We start from the raw sequence: 23,622 nt of genomic DNA on the forward strand, positions 1-23,622 counted from the left end.
AGCAGACGAACGGAACAGGAGCCACTGGGTGACGGGTACGGACGTGCAGAAGGAAGCAGAGGACTCGGGACCCAGCGGCTACGCGGCGGCCCGGCTGCGTCTCCTCACCGAGGGGACGCGGTCCGGGCCGCCGCGCCGTGCGGCTCTGGCCGACCTCACGGACGAGTGGCTCACCGGCCTGTTCGCCGCGGGCGCCGAGGGGCTGCGCGGAGCCTCCCTCGTCGCCGTCGGCGGCTACGGACGGGGCGAGCTGTCCCCGCGCAGCGACCTCGACCTGCTCCTGCTGCACGACGGAGGCGACACCAAGGCGGTCGCGGCCCTCGCCGACCGGCTCTGGTACCCCGTCTGGGACCTGGGCCTGGACCTCGACCACTCGGTCCGCACCCCTGCCGAGGCTCGCAAGACCGCTGCTGAGGACCTCAAGGTGCAGCTCGGCCTGCTGGACGCCCGGCACATCGCCGGCGACCTCGGCCTCACCGCGTCGCTGCGCACGGCCGTCCTGGCCGACTGGCGCAACCAGGCGCCCAAGCGCCTCCCCGAACTCCAGGAACTGTGCGCCGAACGCGCCGAGCGCCAGGGCGAGTTGCAGTACCTGCTGGAACCCGACCTGAAGGAGGCCCGCGGCGGGCTGCGGGACGCCACCGCCCTGCGCGCCGTCGCCGCCTCCTGGCTCGCCGACGCCCCGCGCGAGGGCCTCGCCGACGCCCGGCGCCGGCTCCTCGACGTCCGGGACGCCCTGCACCTGACCACCGGGCGCGCCACCGACCGGCTCGCCCTCCAGGAGCAGGACCAGGTGGCCGCCGAACTCGGCCTGCTCGACGCGGACACCCTGCTGCGGCAGGTCTACGAGGCGGCGCGGCTCGTCTCGTACGCCAGCGACGTCACCTGGCGCGAGGTGGGGCGCGTCCTGCGCTCACGCGCCGTGCGGCCCCGGCTGCGCGCCATGCTGGGCGGCGGGAAACCGCCCGGCGAGCGTTCCCCGCTGGCCGAGGGCGTGGTGGAACAGGACGGCGAGGTGGTGCTCGCCCGCGCCGCGCGCCCCGAGCGCGACCCCGTGCTGCCGTTGCGCGCCGCGGCCGCCGCCGCGCAGGCCGGACTCCCGCTCTCGCTGCACGCCGTACGGCGCCTGGCCGCCACCGTGCGACCGGTGCCCACCCCATGGCCCGCCGAGGCACGCGAACAGCTCGTCACCCTGCTCGGCTCGGGGCGCCCCACCATCGAGGTGTGGGAGGCGCTGGAGGCCGAGGGGCTGATCACCCGGCTGCTGCCCGACTGGGAACGGGTCCGCTGCCGCCCGCAGCGCAACGCCGTACACCTGTGGACCGTCGACCGGCACCTGATCGAGACCGCGGTGCGCGCCTCCGAGTTCACCCGCCGGGTCAGCCGCCCCGACCTGCTGCTGGTCGCCGCGCTGCTGCACGACATCGGCAAGGGCTGGCCCGGCGACCACTCCGTGGCCGGCGAGATCATCGCCAAGGACGTCGCCGCCCGGATCGGCTTCGACCACCATGACGTGACCGTCGTCGCCACCCTCGTACGCCACCACCTCCTGCTCGTCGACACCGCCACCCGGCGCGACCTGGAGGACCCGGCCACCGTGCGCTCCGTCGCCGAGGCCGTCGGCTCCCAGGGCACCCTGGAGCTGCTGCACGCGCTCACCGAGGCCGACGCGCTCGCGACCGGCCCTGCCGCCTGGTCGTCCTGGCGCGGCTCGCTCGTCGCCGACCTGGTCAAACGGGTTTCGGCGGTGCTCGCGGGCGACGCCCCGGACGAACCTGAGGAGGCCGCGCCGACCGCCGAGCAGGAGCGGCTCGCCCTGGAGGCGGCGGCGACGGGCAGCCCGGTGCTGTCGCTGCGGGCGCAGACCGAGCCGTCCGCCGGTCAGGAGCCGTCCGGCGAGCCCGAGCCGCTGGGTGTGGAGCTGCTCATCGCCGTACCCGACCAGCCCGGGGTGCTGCCCGCGGTGGCCGGTGTCCTCGCCATGCACCGGCTGACCGTCCGCACCGCCGAGCTGCGCTCCCTGACCCTCCCCGACGGCGTCGACGGCTCCGTGCTGCTGCTGGACTGGCGGGTCGCCGCCGAGTACGGCTCGCTGCCGCAGGCCGCCCGGCTGCGCTCGGACCTGGTCCGGGCGCTCGACGGTTCCCTGGACGTCGCCGGCCGCCTCGCCGAACGGGACGCGGCCTATCCGCGCCGCCGGGGCGTGGTCGCCCCCGCGGCCCGGGTGTCCGTCCACCCGGCCGCCTCCCGGCTGGCCACGGTCATCGAGGTCCGCTCCCAGGACGCCCCCGGCCTGCTGTACCGCATCGGGCGGGCCCTGGAGGACGCCGGCGTCCGGGTGCGCAGCGCCCATGTCTCGACCCTCGGCGCCAACGCCGTCGACGCCTTTTACGTGACAGGCCCGGAGGGCGCGCCGCTGCCCGGGGACGAGGCGGCGTCGGTGGCGCGGAAGCTGGAGGAGACACTGCGTGGGTGAGGCCGACCCGGCGACTTGTCACGCCGGGATACCCTGGAGGGCGATTCCCTGTAGCCACCAACCCTGAGGACCGCGAGCGCCGTGTTCGATACTCTTTCCGATCGCCTCTCAGCGACCTTCAAGAACCTGCGCGGCAAGGGACGGCTCTCCGAGGCGGACATCGACGCCACGGCGCGCGAGATCCGGATCGCGCTCCTCGAGGCGGACGTGGCGCTTCCCGTCGTCCGGACGTTCATCAAGAACGTCAAGGAGCGCGCCCTCGGCGCCGAGGTCAGCAAGGCGCTGAACCCCGCCCAGCAGGTCCTCAAGATCGTCAACGACGAGCTCGTCACCATCCTCGGCGGCGAGACCCGGCGTCTGCGCTTCGCCAAGCAGCCGCCCACCGTGATCATGCTGGCGGGTCTGCAGGGTGCCGGTAAGACCACCCTCGCGGGCAAGCTCGGCCGCTGGCTCAAGGAGCAGGGCCACTCGCCGCTGCTGGTCGCCGCCGACCTCCAGCGCCCGAACGCGGTCAACCAGCTGAGCGTCGTCGCCGAGCGCGCCGGTGTCGCGGTCTACGCCCCCGAGCCGGGCAACGGCGTCGGCGACCCGGTCAAGGTCGCCAAGGACTCCATCGAGCACGCCAAGTCCAAGGTCCACGACATCGTGATCGTGGACACCGCCGGCCGTCTCGGCATCGACCAGGAGATGATGCAGCAGGCCGCGGACATCCGCGACGCCGTCTCCCCGGACGAGATCCTGTTCGTCGTCGACGCGATGATCGGCCAGGACGCCGTCAACACGGCCGAGGCCTTCCGCGACGGCGTCGGCTTCGACGGCGTGGTGCTCTCCAAGCTCGACGGTGACGCCCGTGGTGGTGCCGCCCTGTCGATCCGGCAGATCACCGGCAAGCCGATCATGTTCGCGTCGAACGGCGAGAAGCTCGACGACTTCGACGCGTTCCACCCTGACCGGATGGCCTCCCGCATCCTCGACATGGGTGACCTCCTCACCCTGATCGAGCAGGCGGAGAAGACGTTCAGCCAGGAAGAGGCCGAGAAGATGGCCTCCAAGCTGGCGTCCAAGAAGGGCCAGGACTTCACCCTGGACGACTTCCTGGCCCAGATGGAGCAGGTCCGCAAGATGGGCTCCATCTCCAAGCTGCTTGGCATGCTCCCGGGCATGGGTCAGATGAAGGACCAGATCAACAACCTGGACGAGCGGGACGTCGACCGCACGGCCGCCATCATCAAGTCGATGACCCCGGCCGAGCGCCAGGAGCCGACGATCATCAACGGCTCGCGCCGCGCCCGTATCGCCCGGGGTTCCGGCGTCGAGGTCAGCGCGGTCAAGAACCTGGTCGAGCGGTTCTTCGAGGCCCGCAAGATGATGTCCCGCATGGCCCAGGGCGGCGGGATGCCCGGGATGCCGGGGATGCCCGGCATGGGCGGTGGCCCCGGCCGCACCAAGAAGCAGCCGAAGAAGGCCAAGGGCAAGCAGCGCTCCGGCAACCCGATGAAGCGCAAGCAGCAGGAGCAGGAGGAGGCCGCCCGCCGGGCCGCCGCGGCCGAGGGCGGCAGCGCCTTCGGACTGCCGCAGCAGGGTGGCAAGGACTTCGAACTCCCCGACGAGTTCAAGAAGTTCATGGGCTGACGTCCGGTCCTGTCGAACCGCGCCGAGGGCGCCCCTTCCTGTCCGGAGGGGGCGCCCTCAGTCGTCAGCAGGCGGCTCGCAGGTCAGCCGTTCGGGAACTTCCAGATGTACGGCTCGCCGTCCTCCTCGGCCCAGTGGACCTCGATGCTCTTGGCGTTCGCCGGGATCACGTACGTCTCGCAGAAGACATGGCTCTCGCCCTGCTTCCAGCTGTCGACGTCGTACGGGTCCTCGCAGCCCGCCGCGTCCTCGGAGGCGCCGATGAGGACGGTGCCGCGCTGCCCGTCGGCGAAGACCGTGGTGCCGTCGTGCGCATCGGAACCGTCGGTGAGGGCGGGCCCGCTCGTGTGCGTGTACTTCAGGTGAGCGACGGCCAGCAGCTTGCCCTTGACCTTGTCGGGCTCCGAGACGGCCTTCGCCGCCTCCGCCTCGGTGCCCACGTCGACCTTCTGCGCCAGCACCTGGTAGGTGACCTCGCCCGGCTCCTCCGTGACCTTGCCCGTCGCGCTCTCGCCGGTCCCCATCTCGCCGCCGGAGGTGGGCTCCGGCGTCTGTGAGGCCTTCGCCCGGGCGGTGCCCGTGCTCTTCGCGTCGGCGGTGTCGTCGCCGCCTCCGCAGGCGGTGAGCGTGAGAGCGAGGACGGCGACGGGCGCGACGAGGCGCAGCGCGGTCTGGTGGTGCGGCACAGCAGCTCCTGTATGCAGATGTGTAGGTCCCCCGAGTGGTGGATCACCATAGGCGCTCATGATCCACTTGGTGAAACCAAAGGCACCTCGTGGTGCCTTCTTCACACTGTTCACACCTGCATCGGAAACGCGTTCGTCAGGGTGTCCGGGCGATCAGGTACCGGAACACGTTCGGCATCCACACCGTCCCGTCCTGCCGCTGGTGCGGATGCAGGGCCTCGGTCAGCTCCTTGTCCACCTGCACCTGGTCCGTCGCCGTCATCGCCGCGTCGAACAGTCCCGTCGATTTCAGGCCGCGTACCGCGCTGTCCACGTCGGCGTACCCGAAGGGGCACGCCACCCGCCCCGACCCGTCCGGCCTGAGACCGGCCCGCTGGGCGACGTCCTCCAGGTCGTCGCGGCAGGCCGGACGCCAGCTGCCCGAATGGCGCAGCGGCTCCGCCAGTTTCGTGGCCACCCGCATCACGGACGCCGTGGCACACCGCTCCGGCGGACCCCAGCCGGCCAGCACCACGGCCGCACCGCGCTGGGCGAGCGGTGCCGCCTCCGCGAGCAGCCCGCCCAGGCCCTCGGAGTCGCCCGCGAGGCACCCGATCGGCTCGAAGGCCGTCACCAGGGTGTATCCGGAAGCGCCCGGCACCGCGGTGTCCCGGGGCGAGCCGTCGACCAGCCGGATGTCCGGCCGCGCACGCGTACCCGGCGTCTCGGGCAGCAGCCGCTCCCGCGCCAGGGCCATTCTTTCGGGGGAGATGTCGACACCGGTGACCGTCGCTCCCCGGGCGGCGGCCATCAGCAGGGAGAGCCCGGAACCGCAGCCGAGGCCGAGCAGCCGCGTGGCGGGACCCACTTCCAGTCGCTCGTAGACGGCCTCGTAGAGCGGTACGAGCATCCGCTCCTGGATCTCGGACCAGTCACGCGCGCGTGCACGCAGGTCCACGCGGGGTACGGCCCCCGCGTGAGGCAGGTGCTGCCGCACGAGCGTAGGTGTCATAAGTAAGCGCCCCAATCCGCCGAGAGTTGCCTCTTGCCCGATTCCATGGCCCCCGTGACAGTGCGCTCGCACTACCCCCGTATGCCAGGAAACTCCCCCCTCGACGTGTCGTCCAGTGGAATGCGGCAGGGCTTATGAGTTGTCATGTGCCTATGGCGAGATTTCACATTCCGGCAACCTGGGCCGGTGATCTCGCATGATCGTCCACCGTCCGTGGCCGAGGACGGGTCGGTGCCGGGCGCCGACGGCGTACCCGGTAACGTCGCGGTCGTCGCACGCGCTGACTGAGTGAGGCAGGCGCCTGCCCTGTGGGGCGCGAGGCGACCGAAACACCTCTTGCGCATCAGCGGACTCCCGCCGAACCGGCGCGCGAACAGGCCGTACGCGCCGGGGCGTACGCGGGACTACGCACCACCTTGTGGTGAGCTGTGAGGCTTATCCACAGATTTGCGCACCCGCCCTCGTCGGGACGCATCAGAGGCAACTGACGGGTACGTGCAAATTATTTGGGATGCCCCGGAATCGGAACACTGGGGCACCCCGGCTCGTTGTCATTACGTGAGCACGACACAGACACCACCTGTACTCGCCGCAGAGCTGGCACAGGCGTGGGCCGATATTCAGCGGTACCACCCCGAGCTGCCCGACCTTGCCGCGCCAGAGTCCCTGATCGGGGAGTCGTCGTCCGCGTGCGGTCACGAGCTCTCCTTCGAGCGACTGCTCCATGAGGCAGTCCATGGCATCGCCGCCTCGCGCGGCGTCCGCGACACCTCCCGTGCCGGCCGCTACCACAACCGCAGATTCCTCGCGATCGCCGAGGAGCTGGGCCTGGACCACCCCGAGGAACCGCATCCCAGCAGCGGCTTCTCCCTGGTCACGCTCACCCCCGAGGCGAAGCGGCGCTACCGCCCGACGATGGAGCGTCTCCAGCGCGCCCTGAAGGCACACACCGCCGCGACCTCCTCCGACACCTCCCGCACCTTCCGGGGGCCGGCCGCCCGGCACGGCTCCTCCGGTGGCGGCGTACGCGTCAAGGCCGTCTGTGACTGCGGCCGCAACGTCCGCGTCGTCCCGTCGGTCCTCGCCCAGGCCCCCATCGTCTGCGGCGGCTGCGGCAAGCCGTTCCGGATCCCGGACGTCGTGGGAGCCGCAGCGAGCTGACGTCCCGCACCGGCATCTCGTGGCTGCCGGTCCGTGGCGCAGGGCTCGGGCCGTGACGCGCACCCGACGCGCCCCACCCGCGCCGGGTGCGCTCTCGGCATGCCCGCACAGCGGCTCCGGACCCGGGCCCGGAGCGACCCGCCGGGTGTGGCACAATGGCTAGCTGTACTCGACAGTCGCACAGGAACCCTCTCGCCTCCGGCTGACGCGTCCATCGGGCACTCGGGTACCGCAAATCCCCACGCGGCATTTCCGCCGTGCCCAACCACGTCAAAACCAGGAGAACCCACTCCCGTGGCAGTCAAGATCAAGCTGAAGCGTCTGGGCAAGATCCGTTCGCCTCACTACCGCATCGTCGTCGCCGACTCCCGTACCCGCCGTGACGGCCGGGCCATCGAGGAGATCGGCAAGTACCACCCGACGTACAACCCGTCGGTGATCGAGGTCGACGCCGAGCGTGTGGCGTACTGGCTCGGTGTCGGCGCCCAGCCGACCGAGCCCGTGATGGCCATCCTCAAGAAGACCGGCGACTGGCAGAAGTTCAAGGGCGAGCCCGCCCCGGCTCCGCTGCTGACGCAGCCGGAGAAGGCCGCGCGCCCGTCGTTCGAGGCCATCGGCGGCGACGACGAGGGCAAGGGTGAGGCGATCACCCAGAAGAAGAAGGCCGAGAAGAAGGACGAGGCCGCCGAGTCCGCTTCGACCGAGGCCTGAGCATGCTCGAGGAGGCTCTCGAGCACCTCGTGAAGGGCATCGTCGACAACCCTGACGATGTGCAGGTCGCCTCGCGCAACCTGCGCCGCGGTCGCGTGCTCGAGGTCCGGGTCCACCCGGACGACCTCGGCAAGGTGATCGGCCGCAACGGCCGCACCGCACGCGCCCTGCGCACCGTCGTGGGCGCCATCGGCGGTCGCGGCGTCCGCGTCGACCTCGTCGACGTGGACCACGTCCGCTGACGCTTATCGCGCAACCGGCTCGGGCCGGGGAAGGCCTGAGGGCCGTCCCCGGCCCGCAGTCGTATGACAGGAGATTGCACACGTGCAGCTGGTAGTCGCACGGATCGGCCGTGCCCATGGCATCAAGGGTGAGGTCACCGTCGAGGTACGGACCGACGAGCCGGAGCTGAGGCTGGGCCCCGGCGCCGTACTCACCACCGATCCCGCCGGCGCGGGACCGCTCACCATCGAGACCGGTCGCGTCCACAGCGGCCGTCTCCTGCTGCGCTTCGAGGGCGTCAGCGACCGCAGTGGCGCGGAGGCCCTGCGCAACACCCTCCTGATCGCCGAGATCGACCCGGAGGAACTGCCCGAGGGCGACGACGAGTACTACGACCACCAGCTCATGGATCTCGACGTGGTCACCGCGGACGGCACCGAGGTCGGCCGTATCACGGAGATCTCCCACCTGCCCTCGCAGGACCTGTTCATCGTCGAACGCCCCGACGGCAGCGAGGTGATGATCCCCTTCGTCGAGGAGATCGTCACCGAGATCGACCTCGAGGAGCAGAAGGCCGTCATCGACCCCCCGCCGGGCCTGATCGACGACCGCGCCGAGATCGCCTCCAGCCGGGACGATGCCTCCGGCGAGGAAGAGTCGTAATGCGCCTCGACGTCGTCACGATCTTCCCCGAGTACCTGGAACCGCTGAACGTCTCCCTCGTCGGCAAGGCACGCGCGCGTGGACAGCTGAACGTGCACGTCCACGACCTGCGTTCGTGGACCTACGACCGGCACAACACCGTCGACGACACCCCGTACGGCGGCGGCCCCGGCATGGTCATGAAGACCGACCCGTGGGGTGACGCTCTGGACTCCGTCCTGGCCGACGGCTACGAGACGGGCGCCCGGGCGCCCGCCCTCATCGTCCCCACCCCCAGCGGCCGCCCCTTCACCCAGGAACTCGCCGTCCAGCTCTCCGAGCGGCCCTGGCTGATCTTCACCCCGGCCCGCTACGAGGGCATCGACCGCCGCGTCGTCGACGAGTACGCGACCCGGATGCCGGTCTACGAGGTGTCCATCGGCGACTACGTCCTGGCCGGGGGCGAGGCGGCCGTCCTCGTCGTCACGGAGGCCGTGGCGCGGCTGCTGCCCGGGGTCCTGGGCAACGCCGAGTCCCACCGCGACGACTCCTTCGCGCCCGGCGCCATGGCGAACCTGCTGGAGGGGCCCGTCTACACCAAGCCGCCCGAGTGGCGCGGCCGGGACATCCCCGAGGTGCTGCTCAGCGGCCACCACGGCAAGATCGCCCGCTGGCGCCGAGACGAAGCCCTGAAGCGCACGACCGCGCACCGGCCCGACCTCATCGAGCGGTGCGACCCCAAGGCCTTCGACAAGAAGGATCGCGAGATGCTCTCCATCCTGGGCTGGGCACCCGACCCGGCGGGGGAGCCGTACGGCCGATTTTGGCGCAGGACCGACGGCGTGGAAGAATAGCGAGCTGTTGTGCGTCCGTCCGGCGTGCGCCCCTGCCACAGGGGGAGACGACGTCCGCCCCGACCCGCACACACCTGATCCCGAAACACCTAGTTTCCGTTGATGACCTGTGGCATCAGCGAGGAAAGCAGACGAAATGTCTCACCTGCTCGACACCGTCGACTCCGCGTCGCTGCGCAGCGACGTCCCCGCCTTCCGTCCGGGCGACACCGTCAACGTCCACGTCCGCGTCATCGAGGGCAACCGCTCCCGTGTGCAGCAGTTCAAGGGCGTTGTGATCCGTCGCCAGGGCTCCGGCGTGCGCGAGACCTTCACGGTCCGCAAGGTCTCCTTCTCCGTCGGCGTCGAGCGCACCTTCCCGGTGCACACCCCGATCGTGGAGAAGATCGAGCTCGTCACCAAGGGTGACGTCCGCCGCGCCAAGCTGTACTACCTGCGCGAGCTGCGCGGCAAGGCCGCGAAGATCAAGGAGAAGCGCGAGAACTGAGCGCTCTCCGGGGTTCAGGTCGGGGCCGGATAGCATCTGGCTCCGATGGACACCGAAGCACAGCCGACGGAACGCGACCGCTCCTCCCGCCCTTCCGGCTCCGAGACAACGACCTCGGAACCCGCAGGGCCGGAGGACCGGTCGCGTTTCGCGTTGGTCTCGCGCCTCAGTGCCCACGTCCCGGGCGGCCGGATCACTCTCACCCTGCTGGTCTGCCTGTTGTTCCTGCTGTTGCTCAGCACGTTCGTGGTGCGCCCGTTCCAGATCCCCAGCGGATCCATGGAGCGGGCTTTGAGGATCGGGGACCGGGTTCTCGTAAATAAGTTGGCGTACCGTTTCGGTGCCGCGCCGCGGCGGGGAGACATCGTCGTGTTCGACGGGACCGGGTACTTCGGGCACGCGGACTACGTCAAACGCGTTGTCGGCGTGGGGGGAGACCACGTGGTCTGCTGCGACAGGGAGGGGAGAATCCAGGTGAACGGCCGGCCGGTCGACGAGTCGGGCTTCCTGTACCCCGGCGACAGCGCGTCCGCGGTGCCCTTCGACGTCGTCGTGCCCCGCGGCACCCTCTTCGTCCTCGGCGACCACCGCGGCGACTCCAGCGACTCCCGCGACCACCTCGGCTCGCCGGGCGGCGGCATGATCCCCGTCGGCGACGTGATCGGCCGAGCCGACTGGATCATCTGGCCCTTCGGTCACGCCACCGGGTTGCGGCGCCCCGACGCCTACGCGCGCGTGCCCGCCCCCGGAAGGGCGGGCGCCCATGGGTAACCGCGGCAAACCGCGCGGCGTCCCAGCGGGACCGGCGGAGAACCTGCTGCCCACCGGTGTCCGGCGCGCCGCCGGCCCGTCGGGAAGCGGCCGTACGCGTGCCGAGCGCCGCAAGCTGCAGCGCAGGGTCAAGCGGCGTCGCAGGCGCAGTGCCGTCAAGGAGATACCGCTCCTCGTGGGCGTCGCCGTCCTGATAGCGCTGGTGCTGAAGACGTTCCTCGTCCAGGCCTTCGTCATCCCGTCCGGCTCCATGGAGCAGACGATCCAGATCGGCGACCGCGTCCTGGTCGACAAGCTCACCCCGTGGTTCGGCTCGAAGCCGCAGCGCGGGGACGTCGTCGTGTTCAAGGACCCGGGCGGCTGGCTCCAGGACGAGCAGCCCACCACGCAGAAGTCGGACCCCGTCGTCATCAAGCAGGTCAAGGAAGGGCTCACCTTCATCGGCCTGTTGCCGTCCGAGAACGAGAAGGACCTCATCAAGCGTGTCGTCGGTGTCGGCGGCGACCGCGTCAAGTGCTGCGACACGCAGGGGCGCGTGACCGTCAACGGCGTCCCGCTGGTCGAGGACTACCTGTATCCCGGCGCCGCCCCGTCCGACACGCCGTTCGACATCACGGTCCCGCAGGGGCGGTTGTGGGTGATGGGCGACCACCGGAACAACTCCGCCGACTCCCGCGCCCACCAGGACACCGACTACGGGGGCACGGTCTCCGAGAGCGAGGTGGTGGGCCGCGCCATGGTCATCGCCTGGCCCTTCGGACACTGGAACATGCTGGAGGAACCGAATACCTACGCTTCCGTGTCCGACGCGGCCCCTGGGTCGACCGCAGCTCCCGAACTGTCGCATAGGGTTGCCTCCTACGATTCGAACGAGACGATCCAACTCCCGACTCCTGCGGAACTCCCGCTCGTTATGGGAGTGGTGGGCCTGCGCCGTGTGTGGGGCAGGCGGCGGCACAGAGTGAGGAGTTGGCGTGGGGGATGTGGCGGTCGGCGCACGGTCCGGACACGACGGCGAGGAGCATCGCGGACGCCCCGCGGAATCCGCCGTCCCGGCCGCGGACAGCGCCGTGACCCCCGGGAGTGACTCCGGGACGGCCGAGGACGACAGGATGACGGGCGAGCACACGACAGCCGAGGACCAGGGGCCGGGCGGCACGGCCCGGACATCGAAGAAGCCGCGCTCCTTCTGGAAGGAGCTGCCGATCCTGATCGGTATCGCGCTGGTGCTGGCGCTGCTGATCAAGACCTTCCTGGTGCAGGCCTTCTCCATCCCCTCCGACTCGATGCAGAACACCCTCCAGCAGGGTGACCGCGTCCTGGTCGACAAGCTCACCCCCTGGTTCGGCTCCGAGCCCGAGCGCGGCGAGGTCGTCGTCTTCCACGACCCCGGCAACTGGCTCAGGGGCGAGCCGACGCCCGACCCCAACGCGCTGCAGACCTTCCTCAGCTGGATCGGCCTGATGCCGTCGGTGGAGGAGAAGGACCTGATCAAGCGGGTGATCGGGGTCGGCGGCGACACGGTCGAGTGCAAGGGCACCGGCCCGCTGAAGGTCAACAGCAAGGCACTGAACGAGCCGTACGTCTACCCCGGCAACACGCCCTGCTCGAACGACGACCAGGGCGGCCAGTTCAAGGTCAAGGTGCCGCAGGGTTACATCTGGGTCATGGGCGACCACCGGCAGAACTCGCGTGACTCGCGCTACAACCAGGCCGAGAAGTACCACGGCATGGTCCCGGTCGAGGAGGTCGTCGGACGCGCCATCGTGAAGGCCTGGCCGATCGACCGCTGGGGGACGCTGCCGGTCCCGGACACCTTCGACCAGCCCGGGCTGAGCGACCAGCAGGCCGCCGCGGGCCTGCCGGCCGCGCCGCAGGGCCTGGCACTGGCCGGTGTGGTGCCGGTGGTGTGGTGGCGTCGCAGGAAGCAGTGATCCCGGCCGTGGGCTGACCCCGGCCGGTACCCCCGGGTAGGGTGCGGACCCATGGGTGGCGAGAGCATGACGCACACGGCCCCGCGCGGCGGCGGCTCGAGCACGGGCCCGGTGGGCAGCCGGACCGGACAGCGGTTGTCCGGGCTGGCCGTCGCACTGGGCCTCGTGCTGTTCCTGGGCGGATTCGCCTGGGGAGCGGTGGTCTACCGGCCGTACACCGTGCCCACCAGCTCGATGACCCCGACGATCGACGCGGGCGACCGGATCCTGGCGCAGCGCGTCGACGGCGGCGAGGTGCGCCGCGGTGACGTCGTCGTCTTCAAGGACACCACGTGGGCCAACGCGCCGATGGTCAAGCGTGTGGTCGCCATCGGCGGCGACACCGTCTCCTGCTGCAAGGACGGCAAGCTGAAGGTCAACGGCAAGGAGATCGACGAAACGTACCTGCCCAAGGGCACACCGGCCGAGATGAGCAACTTCCCGACCGTGACCGTCCCCAAGGGCCGGCTGTTCCTGCTCGGTGACGAGCGGGGCAACTCCGTGGACTCCACCGCCCACCTGACCGACGCCGCCAGCGGCACCGTGGCGCGCTCCGCCGTGGACGCCCGTGTCGACTCCGTCGTATGGCCGATGAAGGGCATGCTGGAGCGCCCCACCGGCTTCGAGCCGCTCGGCGCCCTCTCCTCGCCCGGTCCGCTGCGGACGATCATCCTTCTCGTGATCGCCGGCGCGGTGCTCGTCCTGGGCGGAGGCGCCTACGGACCCATCGCCAAGCGCACCGGCGCCGACCGGGCCCGACGGGGGAGCGCGGAGCCCGCAGGTGTCCGCTGAGGCCGCGGGAGCGGGCCAGGACACCTACGAGGGCGGGCTGCGCAAGGTCGCCCGGGTCGTCCTGCTCGACCCGCGGGACCGCATCCTGCTGCTGCACGGGCACGAACCGGACGACCCGGCCGACGACTGGTGGTTCACCCCCGGCGGGGGCGTGGAGGGCGACGAGACCCGTGAACAGGCCGCCCTGCGGGAACTCGCCGAGGAGACGGGCATCACCGGGGTCGAGCTCGGCCCGGTGCTGTGGCGGCGCAGGTGTTCCTTCCCGTTCGCCGGCCGCCGCTGGGACCAGGACGAGTGGTACTACCTGGCCCGTACGGACCGCACGACGGTGGCGGCCACCGGGCTGACCGAGCTGGAACGGCGGAGCGTCGCCGGAGCGCGCTGGTGGACGTGTCCGGAACTGAGCCGGGCACATGAGACGGTGTATCCGACCAGACTCGCCGGGCTGCTGCACACGCTGCTCGACGAAGGTCCCCCGGCCAGGCCAGTGATCCTTGACCCGGAAATCGTCTAGGGGCTCACGGGACTGGCGCACAATGGGGGGATCGCACGGCTGAAGGGGAACATGCCATGAGCGCCGAGGACCTCGAGAAGTACGAGACCGAGATGGAGCTGAAGCTCTACCGGGAGTACCGCGATGTCGTCGGTCTGTTCAAATATGTGATCGAGACCGAGCGGCGTTTCTACCTGACCAATGACTACGAGATGCAGGTGCACTCGGTCCAGGGTGAGGTGTTCTTCGAGGTGTCCATGGCCGACGCCTGGGTGTGGGACATGTATCGTCCGGCGCGGTTCGTGAAGCAGGTCCGGGTGCTCACGTTCAAGGACGTGAACATCGAGGAGCTCAACAAGAGCGACCTGGAGCTGCCGAGCGGCTGAGGTTCCTCGAGTGGGTGACGGAGTTGTCCACAATCGCTGAGCCGTCCACCAAGATCCACTTCTTGGGGGCGGCTGCGTGATCGTTGGCGCCGGAGGTGGTGCCGACATGACCGCACAGCTGGCACGCAGTGCCATGGGGAAGTACGGGGAGAGCCTGGCCGCACGGCGGCTGGCCGAGGCCGGTCTGACGGTCCTGGAGCGCAACTGGCGCTCCGGCCGGACCGGCGAGATCGACATCGTGGCCAGGGACGGGGACGTCCTGGTCATCTGCGAGGTGAAGACCCGCAGGCAGGGCCCCTTCGAGCATCCGATGGCGGCCGTGACCCCGCACAAGGCGGAGCGGCTGCGAGACCTGGCCGAGCGGTGGATCCAGACACACGGGGGCGCGCCGCCCGGCGGGGTCCGCATCGACGTGGTCGGGGTGCTGCTGCCGGCCCGCGGCGCCGCCGTGGTCGAGCATGTACGGGGGGTGGCCTGAATGGCGTTCGCCCGTACGTGTTCGGTGGCGCTGGTCGGCGTCGAGGGCGTGGTCGTCGAGGTCCAGGCCGATCTCGAACCCGGCGTCGCGGCCTTCACGCTGGTGGGACTGCCCGACAAGAGCCTCACGGAGAGCCGGGACCGGGTGCGCGCGGCGGTCGTCAACTCGGGCGCGCAGTGGCCGCAGAAGAAGCTCACCGTCGGCTTGAGCCCGGCCTCGGTGCCGAAGTCCGGCAGCGGCTTCGACCTGGCCGTCGCGGCGGCGGTCCTCGGTGCCGCGGAGCGCGTCGACCCCCGGGTCCTCGCCGACATCGTGATGATCGGCGAACTGGGGCTGGACGGGCGGGTGCGGCCGGTGCGGGGGGTGCTGCCGGCGGTGCTGGCGGCGGCCGACGCGGGATACGAGCAGGTGGTGGTGCCCGAATGTGCCGCCGCCGAGGCGTCCCTCGTGCCCGGGGTGTCGGTGCTGGGCGTGCGCAGCCTGCGGCAGCTGATCGCCGTCCTGGCGGACGAGCCCGTGCCGGACGAGGAACAGGACGAGCAGGGCCGCCCGGACCCACTCCTCGCCGGACTGCGCGTACCGGGCACGGGCGCGGCCACGGGGATGCACGGCATCGGCGCCGCCCAGCACGACCACGGTCACGACCTGGCGGACGTCGTCGGGCAGACCTCTGCGCGCACGGCGGTGGAGGTCGCCGCAGCGGGCGGGCACCACCTCTTCCTCGAAGGACCGCCCGGCGCCGGCAAGACCATGCTCGCCGAGCGGCTGCCGGCCATCCTGCCCCGGCTCGGCCGCCAGGAGTCGCTGGAGGTCACCGCGGTCCACTCGGTGGCGGGCCTGCTGCCCCCGGGCAAGCCGCTGATCGACGTCGCGCCCTACTGCGCCCCGCACCACTCGGCCACGATGCAGGCCCTCGTCGGCGGCGGCCAGGGCATCGCACGGCCCGGGGCGGTGTCGCTGTCCCATCGCGGGGTGCTGTTCCTCGACGAGACGCCGGAATTCAACAGCCAGGCCCTGGACGCCCTGCGTCAGCCGCTGGAGGCGGGGCACGTCGTGATCGCCCGCAGCGCGGGAGTGGTGCGCTTCCCGGCCAAGTTCCTCATGGTGCTCGCGGCCAACCCCTGCCCGTGCGGCCGCTTCTCGCAGCGGGACGACCTGTGCGAATGCCCGCCCTCGGCGATCCGCCGCTACCAGACCAGGCTCTCCGGCCCGCTGCTGGATCGGGTCGACCTGCGCGTCGAGGTGGACCGCATCACCCGCACCGAGCTGACCGCCGTCGGGGCCAGGGGCGAGTCGACCGCGACGGTCGCCGACCGGGTGCGGGCGGCCCGCGAGCGGGCCGTGCAGCGCCTCGCGGGCACCCCTTGGTGCACGAACAGCGAGGTGCCCGGCCGTGAGCTGCGCAGCCGCTGGTACGCCGTGCCCGGCGCGACGGACGAGGCCGAGCGGAATCTGGAGCGGGGTGTCCTGACCGCCCGCGGCCTCGATCGCGTCCTGCGCGTGGCCTGGACCGTCGCCGACCTCCTCGGCCACGACCGGCCCGACGCCACGGACGTCGCCCTCGCGCTCCAGCTGCGCACCGGTGTGCCGCGCGGCGTCCCCATGGCCATCGGAGCGCTGACATGAGCGCCGCCGGCGAACCGGACGGCGAGCTGCTCGGCCGGGTCCTTCTCACCCGGGTCCTCGAGCCCGGCGACGACGTCGGCGGGCGGTGGGTGCGGGAGTTCGGGGCCGGGGAGGTGGTGCGGCGGCTACGGCAGGGCGGGCCCGTCCTCCCGGGGGCGAGCGGGAAGCGGTGGGCCGGGCTCCTGGCCAGGGCGGAGGCCGCCCGGCCGGACCGCGATCTGGAGGCCGCCCGGGAGGCCGGGGTGCGGTTCGTCCCTCCCGGGGACCCGGAGTGGCCCGGGCAGCTCGACGATCTCGGTGACGCCCGGCCCCTGGGACTGTGGGTGCGCGGCCGGCCCAGTCTGCGGATGTGGGCGCTGAAGTCCGTCGCCGTGGTCGGCGCCCGGGCCTGCACCGAGTACGGGGCCCATATGGCAGCGACCCTCGCCGCCGGCCTCGCCGAGCACGGCTGGGTCGTGGTGTCCGGCGGCGCCTATGGGGTCGACGGCGCCGCCCACCGCGGAGCGCTCGGAGCCGGCGGCGCCACCGTCGCCGTCCTCGCCTGCGGCGTCGACCGGCCCTACCCTCGCGGCCACACCCAGCTGATCGGCAGGATCGCCGAACAGGGTCTGGTGATCGGCGAGTTGCCACCCGGGGACCATCCGACGCCGAGCCGGTTCATCCTGCGGAACAGAGTCATCGCGGCCCTCACCCGCGGCACGGTGGTCGTCGAGGCCGCCCACCGCAGTGGCTCCCTGGTCACCGCGCGGGCCGCGCAGCGCCTGGGCCGGCACACGATGGGCGTGCCGGGCCCGGCCACCAGCGGGCTCTCCGCCGGAGTGCACGATCTGCTGCGCGGGGAGGCCGCCCTGGTCACCGACGTCGCGGACGTCGTCGAACTGGTCGGTGACATCGGGGAACTGGCCCCCGACCGGCGCGGCCCCGTCCTGCCCCGGGACCTGCTGGAACCTGCCGCCCGGCAGGTGCTCGCCGCGCTTCCGGGACGCGGGGTGGCCCGGCCGGACGAGATCGCGCGCTCCGCACAGACCGCACCGGACGACGCGATCGCGAGACTGTACGAACTCCGAGCACTCGGCTACGTCGAACGACACGGCGATGGCTGGAAGTTGACACGCCAGGCGGTGATGTCGGTCCGCGGCGGTCGCGGGCCGGGCTGACCGTGGGTGTTCGGCCGTCCGGGGGAACCCCGAGAACCCTTGGAAATGCGCCCAGTTGGGGCCATCCGGTGATCACACCGGACGATCGCCACGCCCCGCCGGGACGCCCTCAGGAACGTATCTGCGCTCGCCTTGGCCTCAGCTCTTCGCACACCGCGACACCGCAGTCACGCTACGCTCACGAGGGTCCCGACACGGACAGGCAACTCGACATCAGACAGACAGCCCACCCCAGCAGCACCACTCCGCAGCAGAACGGCACAAGGCGACGAATGCCCCAGCACACCTCCGGGTCCGACCGGGCGGCGATCCCCCCAGCCGCCCGTGACGGTGGCAGCGTGCGGCCGCCCGCTCCCTCGACGCTCGACGAGCTGTGGCGGTCGTACAAGGCGACGGGGGACGAGCGGCTGCGGGAGCAGCTGATCCTGCACTACTCGCCGCTCGTGAAGTACGTCGCGGGACGGGTCAGCGTGGGCCTGCCGTCCAACGTCGAGCAGGCGGACTTCGTCTCCTCCGGGGTGTTCGGGCTGATCGACGCGATCGAGAAGTTCGACATCGACCGGGAGATCAAGTTCGAGACGTACGCGATCACCCGGATCCGCGGCGCGATGATCGACGAACTGCGGGCGCTGGACTGGATCCCCCGCTCGGTGCGGCAGAAGGCGCGCAACGTGGAGCGGGCGTACGCCACGCTGGAGGCCCGGCTGCGACGCACCCCGAGCGAGGGCGAGGTGGCCTCCGAGATGGGCATCGCCGTCGAGGAACTGCACGCGGTGTTCAGCCAGTTGTCGCTGGCCAACGTGGTGGCCCTGGAGGAACTGCTGCACGGGGGCGGTGAGGGCGGCGACGGGCTCAGCGTCATGGACACGCTGGAGGACACCGCCGCCGACAACCCCGTGGAGGTCGCCGAGGACCGGGAGCTGCGGAGGTTCCTGGCGCGGGCGATCAACACGCTGCCGGAGCGGGAGAAGACCGTGGTCACGCTGTACTACTACGAGGGCCTCACCCTGGCCGAGATCGGGAACGTGCTGGGCGTGACCGAGAGCCGGGTCAGTCAGATCCACACCAAGTCGGTGCTGCAGCTGAGAGCGAAACTGGCGAGCTTCGGCCGCTGACCTGCCCGGATGCCGTCGGGTCGGCGACAACCACTCCCGTCCGGGGGGACGCGTCCGTAGAGTGTTGACGTGCCAAGGATTCGAGCGGCCTCCGTGGCCGAGCACCGGTCGATGCAGCGAGCCGCCCTGCTGGACGCGGCTCGTTCCTTGTTGTCCGAGGGCGGTACGGAGGCGCTGACCTTCCCGGCCCTCGCCGAGCGGACGGGCCTCGCGCGTTCGTCCGTCTACGAGTACTTCCGGTCGCGGGCTGCCGTGGTCGAGGAGCTGTGCGAGGTCGACTTCCCGGTCTGGGCGGCGGACGTGTCGGCGGCGATGGAACGGGCGGAGACCGCCGAGGCCAAGGTCGAGGCGTATGTGCGGCAGCAGTTGGAGCTGGTCGGCGACCGGCGGCACCGGGCCGTGGTCGCGATCTCCGCGAGTGAGCTCGACGCCGGGGCCCGGGAGAAGATCCGGGCGGCGCACGGGGGACTGGTCGCGATGATCGTCGAGGCGCTGGGCGAGCTCGGGCACGAGCAGCCCCGGCTGGCGGCGATGCTGGTCCAGGGCGTGGTGGACGCGGCCGTGCGCAGGATCGAGCTCGGGGCCGCGGAGGAGCCCGGGGCGATCACCGATGCGGCTGTGTCGATGGCGCTGCGGGGTGTGCGGGGCTGACGCCGCGGAGGTGGGGCCGGGGGGCGCGGCAGGGCGGCGGCCGTCGCCTGAACGGCAGGGGCACCCGTGGCTGCGCCGGTGGCACGTGCACCCGCGGTTGCGTACGCGGCACGCAGACTTGTAGCTGCGCCGGCGGTACGTGCGCCCGCGGTTACGTAAGCGGCGCGCGCATCTGTGACTGGGCCGGCGGCGCCCTGCACCATGCACGTGCACCCGAAGCTGCGTACGCGACCGACACGCGCGCCCTTGGCTGCGCTGGAGGCAGGCACCCGCGGCCACGCCAGCGGCAGGGACGACGCCAGCGGCGCGCACCCGCGGCCCCGCCAGCGGCAGGGACGACGCCAGCGGCGCGCACCCGCGGCCCCGCCAGCGGCAGGGGGCTACACCAGTGGCGCGCACCCACAGCGACGCCAGCGGCACGTACACCCGAAGCTGTGCCAGCGGCGGCGCGCAAACCCGCGGCCGCGGGCGGCGGCCCCCCGCTACGCCAGCGGCAGCAGTCTCGACGGCCCCCGGTGCAGGAGCCACGGTGGCAGGAGCGACAGCGGGTTCAGGTAGCTATCGCCGCGGCGCAGGCCCCAGTGGACGCACGGTGCCGTGCAGTGTGAGCCGGTCGCGTCCACCGTGGCGATCACCTCGCCCGGTTCCACCTCCTCGCCCTCCTCGACCGTGGCCGTCACCGGCTCGTACGTCGTGCGCAGGGGCGGATCGCCCGTAGCCGTGAGGTCCACCGAGACGACCCCCCTGCCGGCCACCCGGCCCGCGAAGGCGACCCGGCCCTGGGCCACCGCTCGAACGGGGGTGCCCGCCGGTGCCGCCAGGTCCACGCCCCGGTGGCCCGGGCCGTAGACCGTCGCCGGGGGCTCCCAGCCCCGCAGGACCCGGGGGCGTGAGCCGACGGGCCAGGCGCGGCCGATGGCCGGCACGGTGGCCGGCGGGTCGGTGCCGGCCGGAGGCGCGTCCGCCGCGAACAGCGGGGGCGGCGGGGCCAGCAGGGCCGTCGCCGTGACGATCACCAGCAGGATCAGGCGTGCACAGACACGCACACAACGGTTCGCTCGCATGCGGAAAGCGTTCCGGACCACCGGCGTCGCTGCTCGCGGCTGTGGGCGGGCGCCCGCTTGTGGACATCGGCGTCACCCGGCACCCCACGGGTCCCGTACACTTCTGGTGGCGACCCGAGTCATCGGGTCGACTTCGCACGCCCCGATACGAACCCCGGCAACGGGCCCGTATCAAGCGCCCCTCGGTCCCTCGTGGAACGGCGCGCAGTGGGCGTCAGGCGCGGAAGCCGTCCGGCATCCGCGGCACAACCGAGAAATTCAAGGAGATACGGCCATGGCCGTCGTCACGATGCGGGAGCTGCTGGAGAGCGGCGTCCACTTCGGTCACCAGACCCGTCGTTGGAACCCGAAGATGAAGCGCTTCATCTTCACGGAGCGCAACGGCATCTACATCATCGACCTGCTCCAGTCGCTGTCGTACATCGACCGCGCCTTCGAGTTCGTCAAGGAGACCGTCGCCCACGGCGGCACGGTCATGTTCGTCGGCACGAAGAAGCAGGCGCAGGAGGCCATCGCCGAGCAGGCCACCCGCGTCGGCATGCCCTACGTCAACCAGCGCTGGCTGGGCGGCATGCTCACCAACTTCTCGACCGTCTACAAGCGTCTGCAGCGCCTCAAGGAGCTCGAGCAGATCGACTTCGAGGACGTCGCCGCGTCCGGTCTGACCAAGAAGGAGCTTCTCGTGCTCTCGCGCGAGAAGGCCAAGCTGGAGAAGACCCTCGGCGGTATCCGCGAGATGCAGAAGGTGCCCAGCGCCGTCTGGATCGTGGACACCAAGAAGGAGCACATCGCCGTTGGTGAGGCCCGGAAGCTGAACATCCCGGTCGTCGCGATCCTCGACACCAACTGCGACCCCGACGAGGTCGACTACAAGATCCCGGGCAACGACGACGCGATCCGCTCCGTCACCCTGCTCACCCGTGTGATCGCGGACGCGGTCGCCGAGGGCCTCATCGCCCGCTCCGGTGTCGCCACCGAGGGCAAGGGCGACAAGGCCGCGGGCGAGCCGCTGGCCGCGTGGGAGCGCGACCTGCTCGAGGGCGAGAAGAAGGCCGACGAGGCCGCTCCGGCTGCCGAGACCGCCCCCGCCGCCGAGGCCGCTCCGGCTGCCGAGGCCGCTCCGGCTGCTGAGGCTGCTCCGGCCGCCGAGGCCGAGAAGCCGGCCGAGGACGAGAAGCCGGCCGAGGCCGAGCAGGCCTGACCCGTCAGTCCGAGTTGACGGCGGGAGCGGCCGCACCCACCAGCGCCTTCGGCGCTGGTGAAGTCCGCTCCCGCCGTTGACCCGTAGGTCAGCGGAAGGACAGCGCCTTCCGGCTCCATGGGCGCATCCGCAGATCTTCGATCTTCCAGACTTCGAGAGAGATTCACAGACTCATGGCGAACTACACCGCCGCCGACGTCAAGAAGCTCCGTGAGCTCACGGGCGCCGGCATGATGGACTGCAAGAAGGCGCTGGACGAGGCCGAGGGCAACGTCGAGAAGGCCGTCGAGGCGCTCCGCATCAAGGGCCAGAAGGGCGTCGCCAAGCGCGAGGGCCGTTCCGCCGAGAACGGTGCCGTCGTCTCGATCATCGCCGACGACAACTCCTCCGGTGTCCTCGTCGAGCTGAAGTGCGAGACGGACTTCGTCGCCAAGGGTGACAAGTTCCAGGCCGTGGCCAAGACCATCGCCGAGCACGTCGCCAAGACCTCCCCGGCCGACCTCGAGGCCCTGCTCGCCTCCGAGATCGAGCCCGGCAAGACCGTCCAGGCGTTCGTGGACGAGGCCAACGCCAACCTGGGCGAGAAGATCGTCCTGGACCGCTTCGCGCAGTACGCCGACGGCTACGTGACGGCGTACATGCACCGCACGATGCCCGACCTGCCCCCGCAGATCGGTGTCCTCGTCGAGCTGGACAAGCCGAACGCCGAGATCGCCAAGGGCGTCGCCCAGCACATCGCCGCCTTCGCGCCGAAGTACCTCTCCAAGGAGGACGTGCCGGCCGAGGTCGTCGAGTCCGAGCGCCGCGTCGCCGAGGAGACCACCCGCGCCGAGGGCAAGCCCGAGGCCGCCCTGCCGAAGATCGTCGAGGGTCGCCTCAACGGCTTCTTCAAGGACGCCACGCTGCTCGGCCAGCCGTACGCGCTCGACAACAAGAAGTCGGTCCAGAAGGTTCTGGACGAGGCCGGTGTCACCCTGAAGCGCTTCACGCGCATCAAGGTCGGCATCTGAGTCCGTACCGCGATCGACGCCCGACCCCTATAGGGTCGACAGCAGTCGTCCGCGTACGCCGCCACATGAGTGGCGGACGACAGCAGATCTGACGAGGAGGCCATTGCCGTATGGGATGCGAACCACGCCCCACCGGCAATGGCCTTCTTGGTATGTGCAACACGTGAAAGAGGCGGGATCCCCCATGACGACCAAGGCCCAGAAGAGCGACGACGGCAAAGTGCGCGGCCGGTTTCTGCTGAAGCTGTCCGGAGAGGCCTTCTCCGGTGGCGGCGGCCTTGGCGTCGACCCCGACGTGGTGCACAAGATCGCCCGCGAGATCGCGGCCGTCGTACGCGACGGCGCGGAGATCGCGATCGTCATCGGCGGTGGCAACTTCTTCCGTGGCGCCGAACTCCAGCAGCGCGGCATGGACCGGGCCCGCTCCGACTACATGGGCATGCTCGGCACGGTCATGAACTGCCTCGCCCTCCAGGACTTCCTGGAGAAGGTGGGCGTGGACTGCCGGGTGCAGACCGCCATCACCATGGGCCAGGTCGCCGAGCCGTACATCCCGCTGCGCGCCGTGCGGCACCTGGAGAAGGGCCGCGTGGTCATCTTCGGCGCGGGGATGGGCATGCCGTACTTCTCCACCGACACCACCGCCGCCCAGCGCGCCCTGGAGATCGACGCCGAGGCGCTGCTGATGGGCAAGAACGGCGTGGACGGGGTCTACGACTCCGACCCCAAGACCAACCCGGACGCGGTGAAGTTCGACCACCTCGGCTACGGCGAGGTCATCACGCGCGATCTGAAGGTCGCCGACGCCACGGCCGTCACGCTGTGCCGCGACAACAAGCTCCCGATCGTGGTCTTCGAGCTGCTGGCCGAGGGCAACATCGGACGTGCCGTCAAGGGTGAGAAGATCGGCACGCTGGTGGGGGACCCCGGCAGCCGGGACTGAGACCCGAGAACAACCCCGTCCGGGGGACGGACGGGACGGAGCCGGGCCGGGGGATGGACAATGTCCCGCCGGTCGGGAACCGTGCAGGAAGAAGACGCGA

The 23,622-nt window shown here is 71.1% G+C and carries 25 protein-coding genes; 22 read left to right on the plus strand and 3 right to left on the minus strand.

All coding sequences use genetic code 11. The annotated features are described in order from the left end of the window. The first annotated feature begins 28 nt into the window (after positions 1-28). A complete protein-coding gene (locus tag K4G64_RS03115) occupies positions 29-2,476 on the plus strand; it encodes a [protein-PII] uridylyltransferase (RefSeq protein WP_221754459.1) in 2,448 nt (815 codons plus the stop codon). Between the two features lie 81 nt (positions 2,477-2,557). Beyond that, the gene (gene ffh / locus K4G64_RS03120) at positions 2,558-4,108 is read left to right on the plus strand and encodes a signal recognition particle protein (RefSeq protein WP_221754460.1); all 1,551 of its coding nucleotides are present in this window, start codon (positions 2,558-2,560) and stop codon (positions 4,106-4,108) included. Between the two features lie 83 nt (positions 4,109-4,191). Here the strand turns inward: ffh and K4G64_RS03125 are convergent, their stop codons facing one another. Both K4G64_RS03125 and K4G64_RS03130 read right to left on the minus strand, forming a co-directional pair. After that, positions 4,192-4,794, minus strand: coding sequence for a hypothetical protein (locus K4G64_RS03125; protein WP_221754461.1), 603 nt, complete (start codon positions 4,792-4,794; stop codon positions 4,192-4,194). A gap of 136 nt (positions 4,795-4,930) precedes the next feature. After that, positions 4,931-5,785, minus strand: coding sequence for a class I SAM-dependent methyltransferase (locus K4G64_RS03130; protein WP_221754462.1), 855 nt, complete (start codon positions 5,783-5,785; stop codon positions 4,931-4,933). 558 nt (positions 5,786-6,343) lie between these two features. Between K4G64_RS03130 and K4G64_RS03135 the strand changes: the two genes are divergently transcribed. The 17 genes from K4G64_RS03135 to K4G64_RS03215 all read left to right on the plus strand — a co-directional run bounded on the left by K4G64_RS03135 (position 6,344) and on the right by K4G64_RS03215 (position 19,304). Further along, the gene (locus tag K4G64_RS03135) at positions 6,344-6,946 is read left to right on the plus strand and encodes a hypothetical protein (protein WP_184908477.1); all 603 of its coding nucleotides are present in this window, start codon (positions 6,344-6,346) and stop codon (positions 6,944-6,946) included. A 294-nt stretch (positions 6,947-7,240) separates the two neighbouring features. After that, positions 7,241-7,657, plus strand: a complete 417-nt coding sequence (gene rpsP, locus K4G64_RS03140; protein ID WP_030852064.1) for a 30S ribosomal protein S16 — start codon at positions 7,241-7,243, stop codon at positions 7,655-7,657. Between the two features lie 2 nt (positions 7,658-7,659). Next, positions 7,660-7,899 carry an RNA-binding protein gene (locus tag K4G64_RS03145; protein ID WP_003973401.1) on the plus strand — a complete coding sequence of 80 codons (240 nt, stop codon included), beginning with the start codon at positions 7,660-7,662 and terminating at the stop codon, positions 7,897-7,899. A gap of 82 nt (positions 7,900-7,981) precedes the next feature. Further along, the gene (gene rimM / locus K4G64_RS03150; protein ID WP_221754463.1) at positions 7,982-8,542 is read left to right on the plus strand and encodes a ribosome maturation factor RimM; all 561 of its coding nucleotides are present in this window, start codon (positions 7,982-7,984) and stop codon (positions 8,540-8,542) included. Continuing rightward, positions 8,542-9,375: a tRNA (guanosine(37)-N1)-methyltransferase TrmD gene (gene trmD / locus K4G64_RS03155; protein ID WP_221754464.1), complete on the plus strand. Its 834-nt coding sequence runs from the start codon at positions 8,542-8,544 to the stop codon at positions 9,373-9,375. Before rimM ends, trmD begins: the two co-directional genes overlap by 1 nt. A 136-nt stretch (positions 9,376-9,511) precedes the next feature. Beyond that, positions 9,512-9,862: a 50S ribosomal protein L19 gene (gene rplS / locus K4G64_RS03160; protein WP_030852073.1), complete on the plus strand. Its 351-nt coding sequence runs from the start codon at positions 9,512-9,514 to the stop codon at positions 9,860-9,862. 45 nt (positions 9,863-9,907) lie between these two features. After that, the gene (gene lepB, locus K4G64_RS03165; RefSeq protein ID WP_221754465.1) at positions 9,908-10,633 is read left to right on the plus strand and encodes a signal peptidase I; all 726 of its coding nucleotides are present in this window, start codon (positions 9,908-9,910) and stop codon (positions 10,631-10,633) included. After that, a complete protein-coding gene (lepB, locus tag K4G64_RS03170) occupies positions 10,626-11,720 on the plus strand; it encodes a signal peptidase I (protein WP_221754466.1) in 1,095 nt (364 codons plus the stop codon). The genes lepB (K4G64_RS03165) and lepB (K4G64_RS03170) overlap by 8 nt, the downstream gene beginning before the upstream one ends. Continuing rightward, on the plus strand, positions 11,608-12,567 hold the full coding sequence (gene lepB / locus K4G64_RS03175) for a signal peptidase I (protein WP_221754467.1): 960 nt from the start codon (positions 11,608-11,610) through the stop codon (positions 12,565-12,567). Before lepB (K4G64_RS03170) ends, lepB (K4G64_RS03175) begins: the two co-directional genes overlap by 113 nt. Before the next feature lie 51 nt (positions 12,568-12,618). Then, the gene (lepB, locus tag K4G64_RS03180; protein WP_221754468.1) at positions 12,619-13,398 is read left to right on the plus strand and encodes a signal peptidase I; all 780 of its coding nucleotides are present in this window, start codon (positions 12,619-12,621) and stop codon (positions 13,396-13,398) included. Then, the gene (locus K4G64_RS03185; RefSeq protein WP_221754469.1) at positions 13,388-13,912 is read left to right on the plus strand and encodes an NUDIX hydrolase; all 525 of its coding nucleotides are present in this window, start codon (positions 13,388-13,390) and stop codon (positions 13,910-13,912) included. The genes lepB (K4G64_RS03180) and K4G64_RS03185 overlap by 11 nt, the downstream gene beginning before the upstream one ends. A 56-nt stretch (positions 13,913-13,968) precedes the next feature. After that, positions 13,969-14,277, plus strand: coding sequence for a DUF2469 domain-containing protein (locus K4G64_RS03190; RefSeq protein ID WP_003993268.1), 309 nt, complete (start codon positions 13,969-13,971; stop codon positions 14,275-14,277). A 76-nt stretch (positions 14,278-14,353) separates the two neighbouring features. Next, on the plus strand, positions 14,354-14,755 hold the full coding sequence (locus tag K4G64_RS03195; protein ID WP_221754470.1) for a YraN family protein: 402 nt from the start codon (positions 14,354-14,356) through the stop codon (positions 14,753-14,755). Further along, the gene (locus K4G64_RS03200) at positions 14,756-16,381 is read left to right on the plus strand and encodes a YifB family Mg chelatase-like AAA ATPase (RefSeq protein WP_221754471.1); all 1,626 of its coding nucleotides are present in this window, start codon (positions 14,756-14,758) and stop codon (positions 16,379-16,381) included. Further along, entirely contained in the window at positions 16,378-17,538 is a 1,161-nt protein-coding gene (dprA, locus tag K4G64_RS03205) for a DNA-processing protein DprA (protein WP_221754472.1), read from the plus strand. The genes K4G64_RS03200 and dprA overlap by 4 nt, the downstream gene beginning before the upstream one ends. A 272-nt stretch (positions 17,539-17,810) precedes the next feature. After that, entirely contained in the window at positions 17,811-18,653 is an 843-nt protein-coding gene (gene whiG / locus K4G64_RS03210; RefSeq protein WP_031103428.1) for an RNA polymerase sigma factor WhiG, read from the plus strand. A 93-nt stretch (positions 18,654-18,746) separates the two neighbouring features. Then, positions 18,747-19,304 (plus strand): TetR/AcrR family transcriptional regulator, encoded by a 558-nt coding sequence (locus K4G64_RS03215; protein ID WP_221754489.1) that lies wholly within the window; start codon positions 18,747-18,749, stop codon positions 19,302-19,304. Between the two features lie 482 nt (positions 19,305-19,786). Here K4G64_RS03215 and K4G64_RS03220 read toward each other — a convergent pair whose 3' ends face one another. After that, positions 19,787-20,368, minus strand: a complete 582-nt coding sequence (locus K4G64_RS03220) for a M23 family metallopeptidase (RefSeq protein ID WP_221754473.1) — start codon at positions 20,366-20,368, stop codon at positions 19,787-19,789. A 274-nt stretch (positions 20,369-20,642) separates the two neighbouring features. Between K4G64_RS03220 and rpsB the strand changes: the two genes are divergently transcribed. From rpsB to pyrH, 3 genes are all read left to right on the plus strand, one after another. Continuing rightward, complete coding sequence (rpsB, locus tag K4G64_RS03225; protein WP_221754474.1) at positions 20,643-21,569, plus strand: 30S ribosomal protein S2; 927 nt, start codon at positions 20,643-20,645, stop codon at positions 21,567-21,569. Positions 21,570-21,742: 173 nt separating this feature from the next. Then, positions 21,743-22,579: a translation elongation factor Ts gene (gene tsf / locus K4G64_RS03230; protein ID WP_221754475.1), complete on the plus strand. Its 837-nt coding sequence runs from the start codon at positions 21,743-21,745 to the stop codon at positions 22,577-22,579. Positions 22,580-22,763: 184 nt separating this feature from the next. Next, a complete protein-coding gene (pyrH, locus tag K4G64_RS03235) occupies positions 22,764-23,522 on the plus strand; it encodes a UMP kinase (RefSeq protein ID WP_030852122.1) in 759 nt (252 codons plus the stop codon). Positions 23,523-23,622: the final 100 nt, after the last annotated feature.

The organism is Streptomyces sp. WAC04114, assembly GCF_019733245.1.
Lineage (GTDB): Bacteria > Actinomycetota > Actinomycetes > Streptomycetales > Streptomycetaceae > Streptomyces > Streptomyces massasporeus_A.

What these genes read in the sequence shown, in the direction of transcription:
- K4G64_RS03130 (WP_221754462.1), bottom strand. Translation starts at nt 5,785, where the DNA reads ATGACACCTACGCTCGTGCGGCAGCACCTGCCTCACGCGGGGGCCGTA.
- K4G64_RS03145 (WP_003973401.1), top strand. Translation starts at nt 7,660, where the DNA reads ATGCTCGAGGAGGCTCTCGAGCACCTCGTGAAGGGCATCGTCGACAAC.
- trmD (WP_221754464.1), top strand. Translation starts at nt 8,542, where the DNA reads ATGCGCCTCGACGTCGTCACGATCTTCCCCGAGTACCTGGAACCGCTG.
- rplS (WP_030852073.1), top strand. Translation starts at nt 9,512, where the DNA reads ATGTCTCACCTGCTCGACACCGTCGACTCCGCGTCGCTGCGCAGCGAC.
- lepB (WP_221754465.1), top strand. Translation starts at nt 9,908, where the DNA reads ATGGACACCGAAGCACAGCCGACGGAACGCGACCGCTCCTCCCGCCCT.
- lepB (WP_221754466.1), top strand. Translation starts at nt 10,626, where the DNA reads ATGGGTAACCGCGGCAAACCGCGCGGCGTCCCAGCGGGACCGGCGGAG.
- lepB (WP_221754468.1), top strand. Translation starts at nt 12,619, where the DNA reads ATGGGTGGCGAGAGCATGACGCACACGGCCCCGCGCGGCGGCGGCTCG.
- K4G64_RS03190 (WP_003993268.1), top strand. Translation starts at nt 13,969, where the DNA reads ATGAGCGCCGAGGACCTCGAGAAGTACGAGACCGAGATGGAGCTGAAG.
- K4G64_RS03200 (WP_221754471.1), top strand. Translation starts at nt 14,756, where the DNA reads ATGGCGTTCGCCCGTACGTGTTCGGTGGCGCTGGTCGGCGTCGAGGGC.
- dprA (WP_221754472.1), top strand. Translation starts at nt 16,378, where the DNA reads ATGAGCGCCGCCGGCGAACCGGACGGCGAGCTGCTCGGCCGGGTCCTT.
- whiG (WP_031103428.1), top strand. Translation starts at nt 17,811, where the DNA reads ATGCCCCAGCACACCTCCGGGTCCGACCGGGCGGCGATCCCCCCAGCC.
- K4G64_RS03220 (WP_221754473.1), bottom strand. Translation starts at nt 20,368, where the DNA reads ATGCGAGCGAACCGTTGTGTGCGTGTCTGTGCACGCCTGATCCTGCTG.
- rpsB (WP_221754474.1), top strand. Translation starts at nt 20,643, where the DNA reads ATGGCCGTCGTCACGATGCGGGAGCTGCTGGAGAGCGGCGTCCACTTC.
- tsf (WP_221754475.1), top strand. Translation starts at nt 21,743, where the DNA reads ATGGCGAACTACACCGCCGCCGACGTCAAGAAGCTCCGTGAGCTCACG.
- pyrH (WP_030852122.1), top strand. Translation starts at nt 22,764, where the DNA reads ATGACGACCAAGGCCCAGAAGAGCGACGACGGCAAAGTGCGCGGCCGG.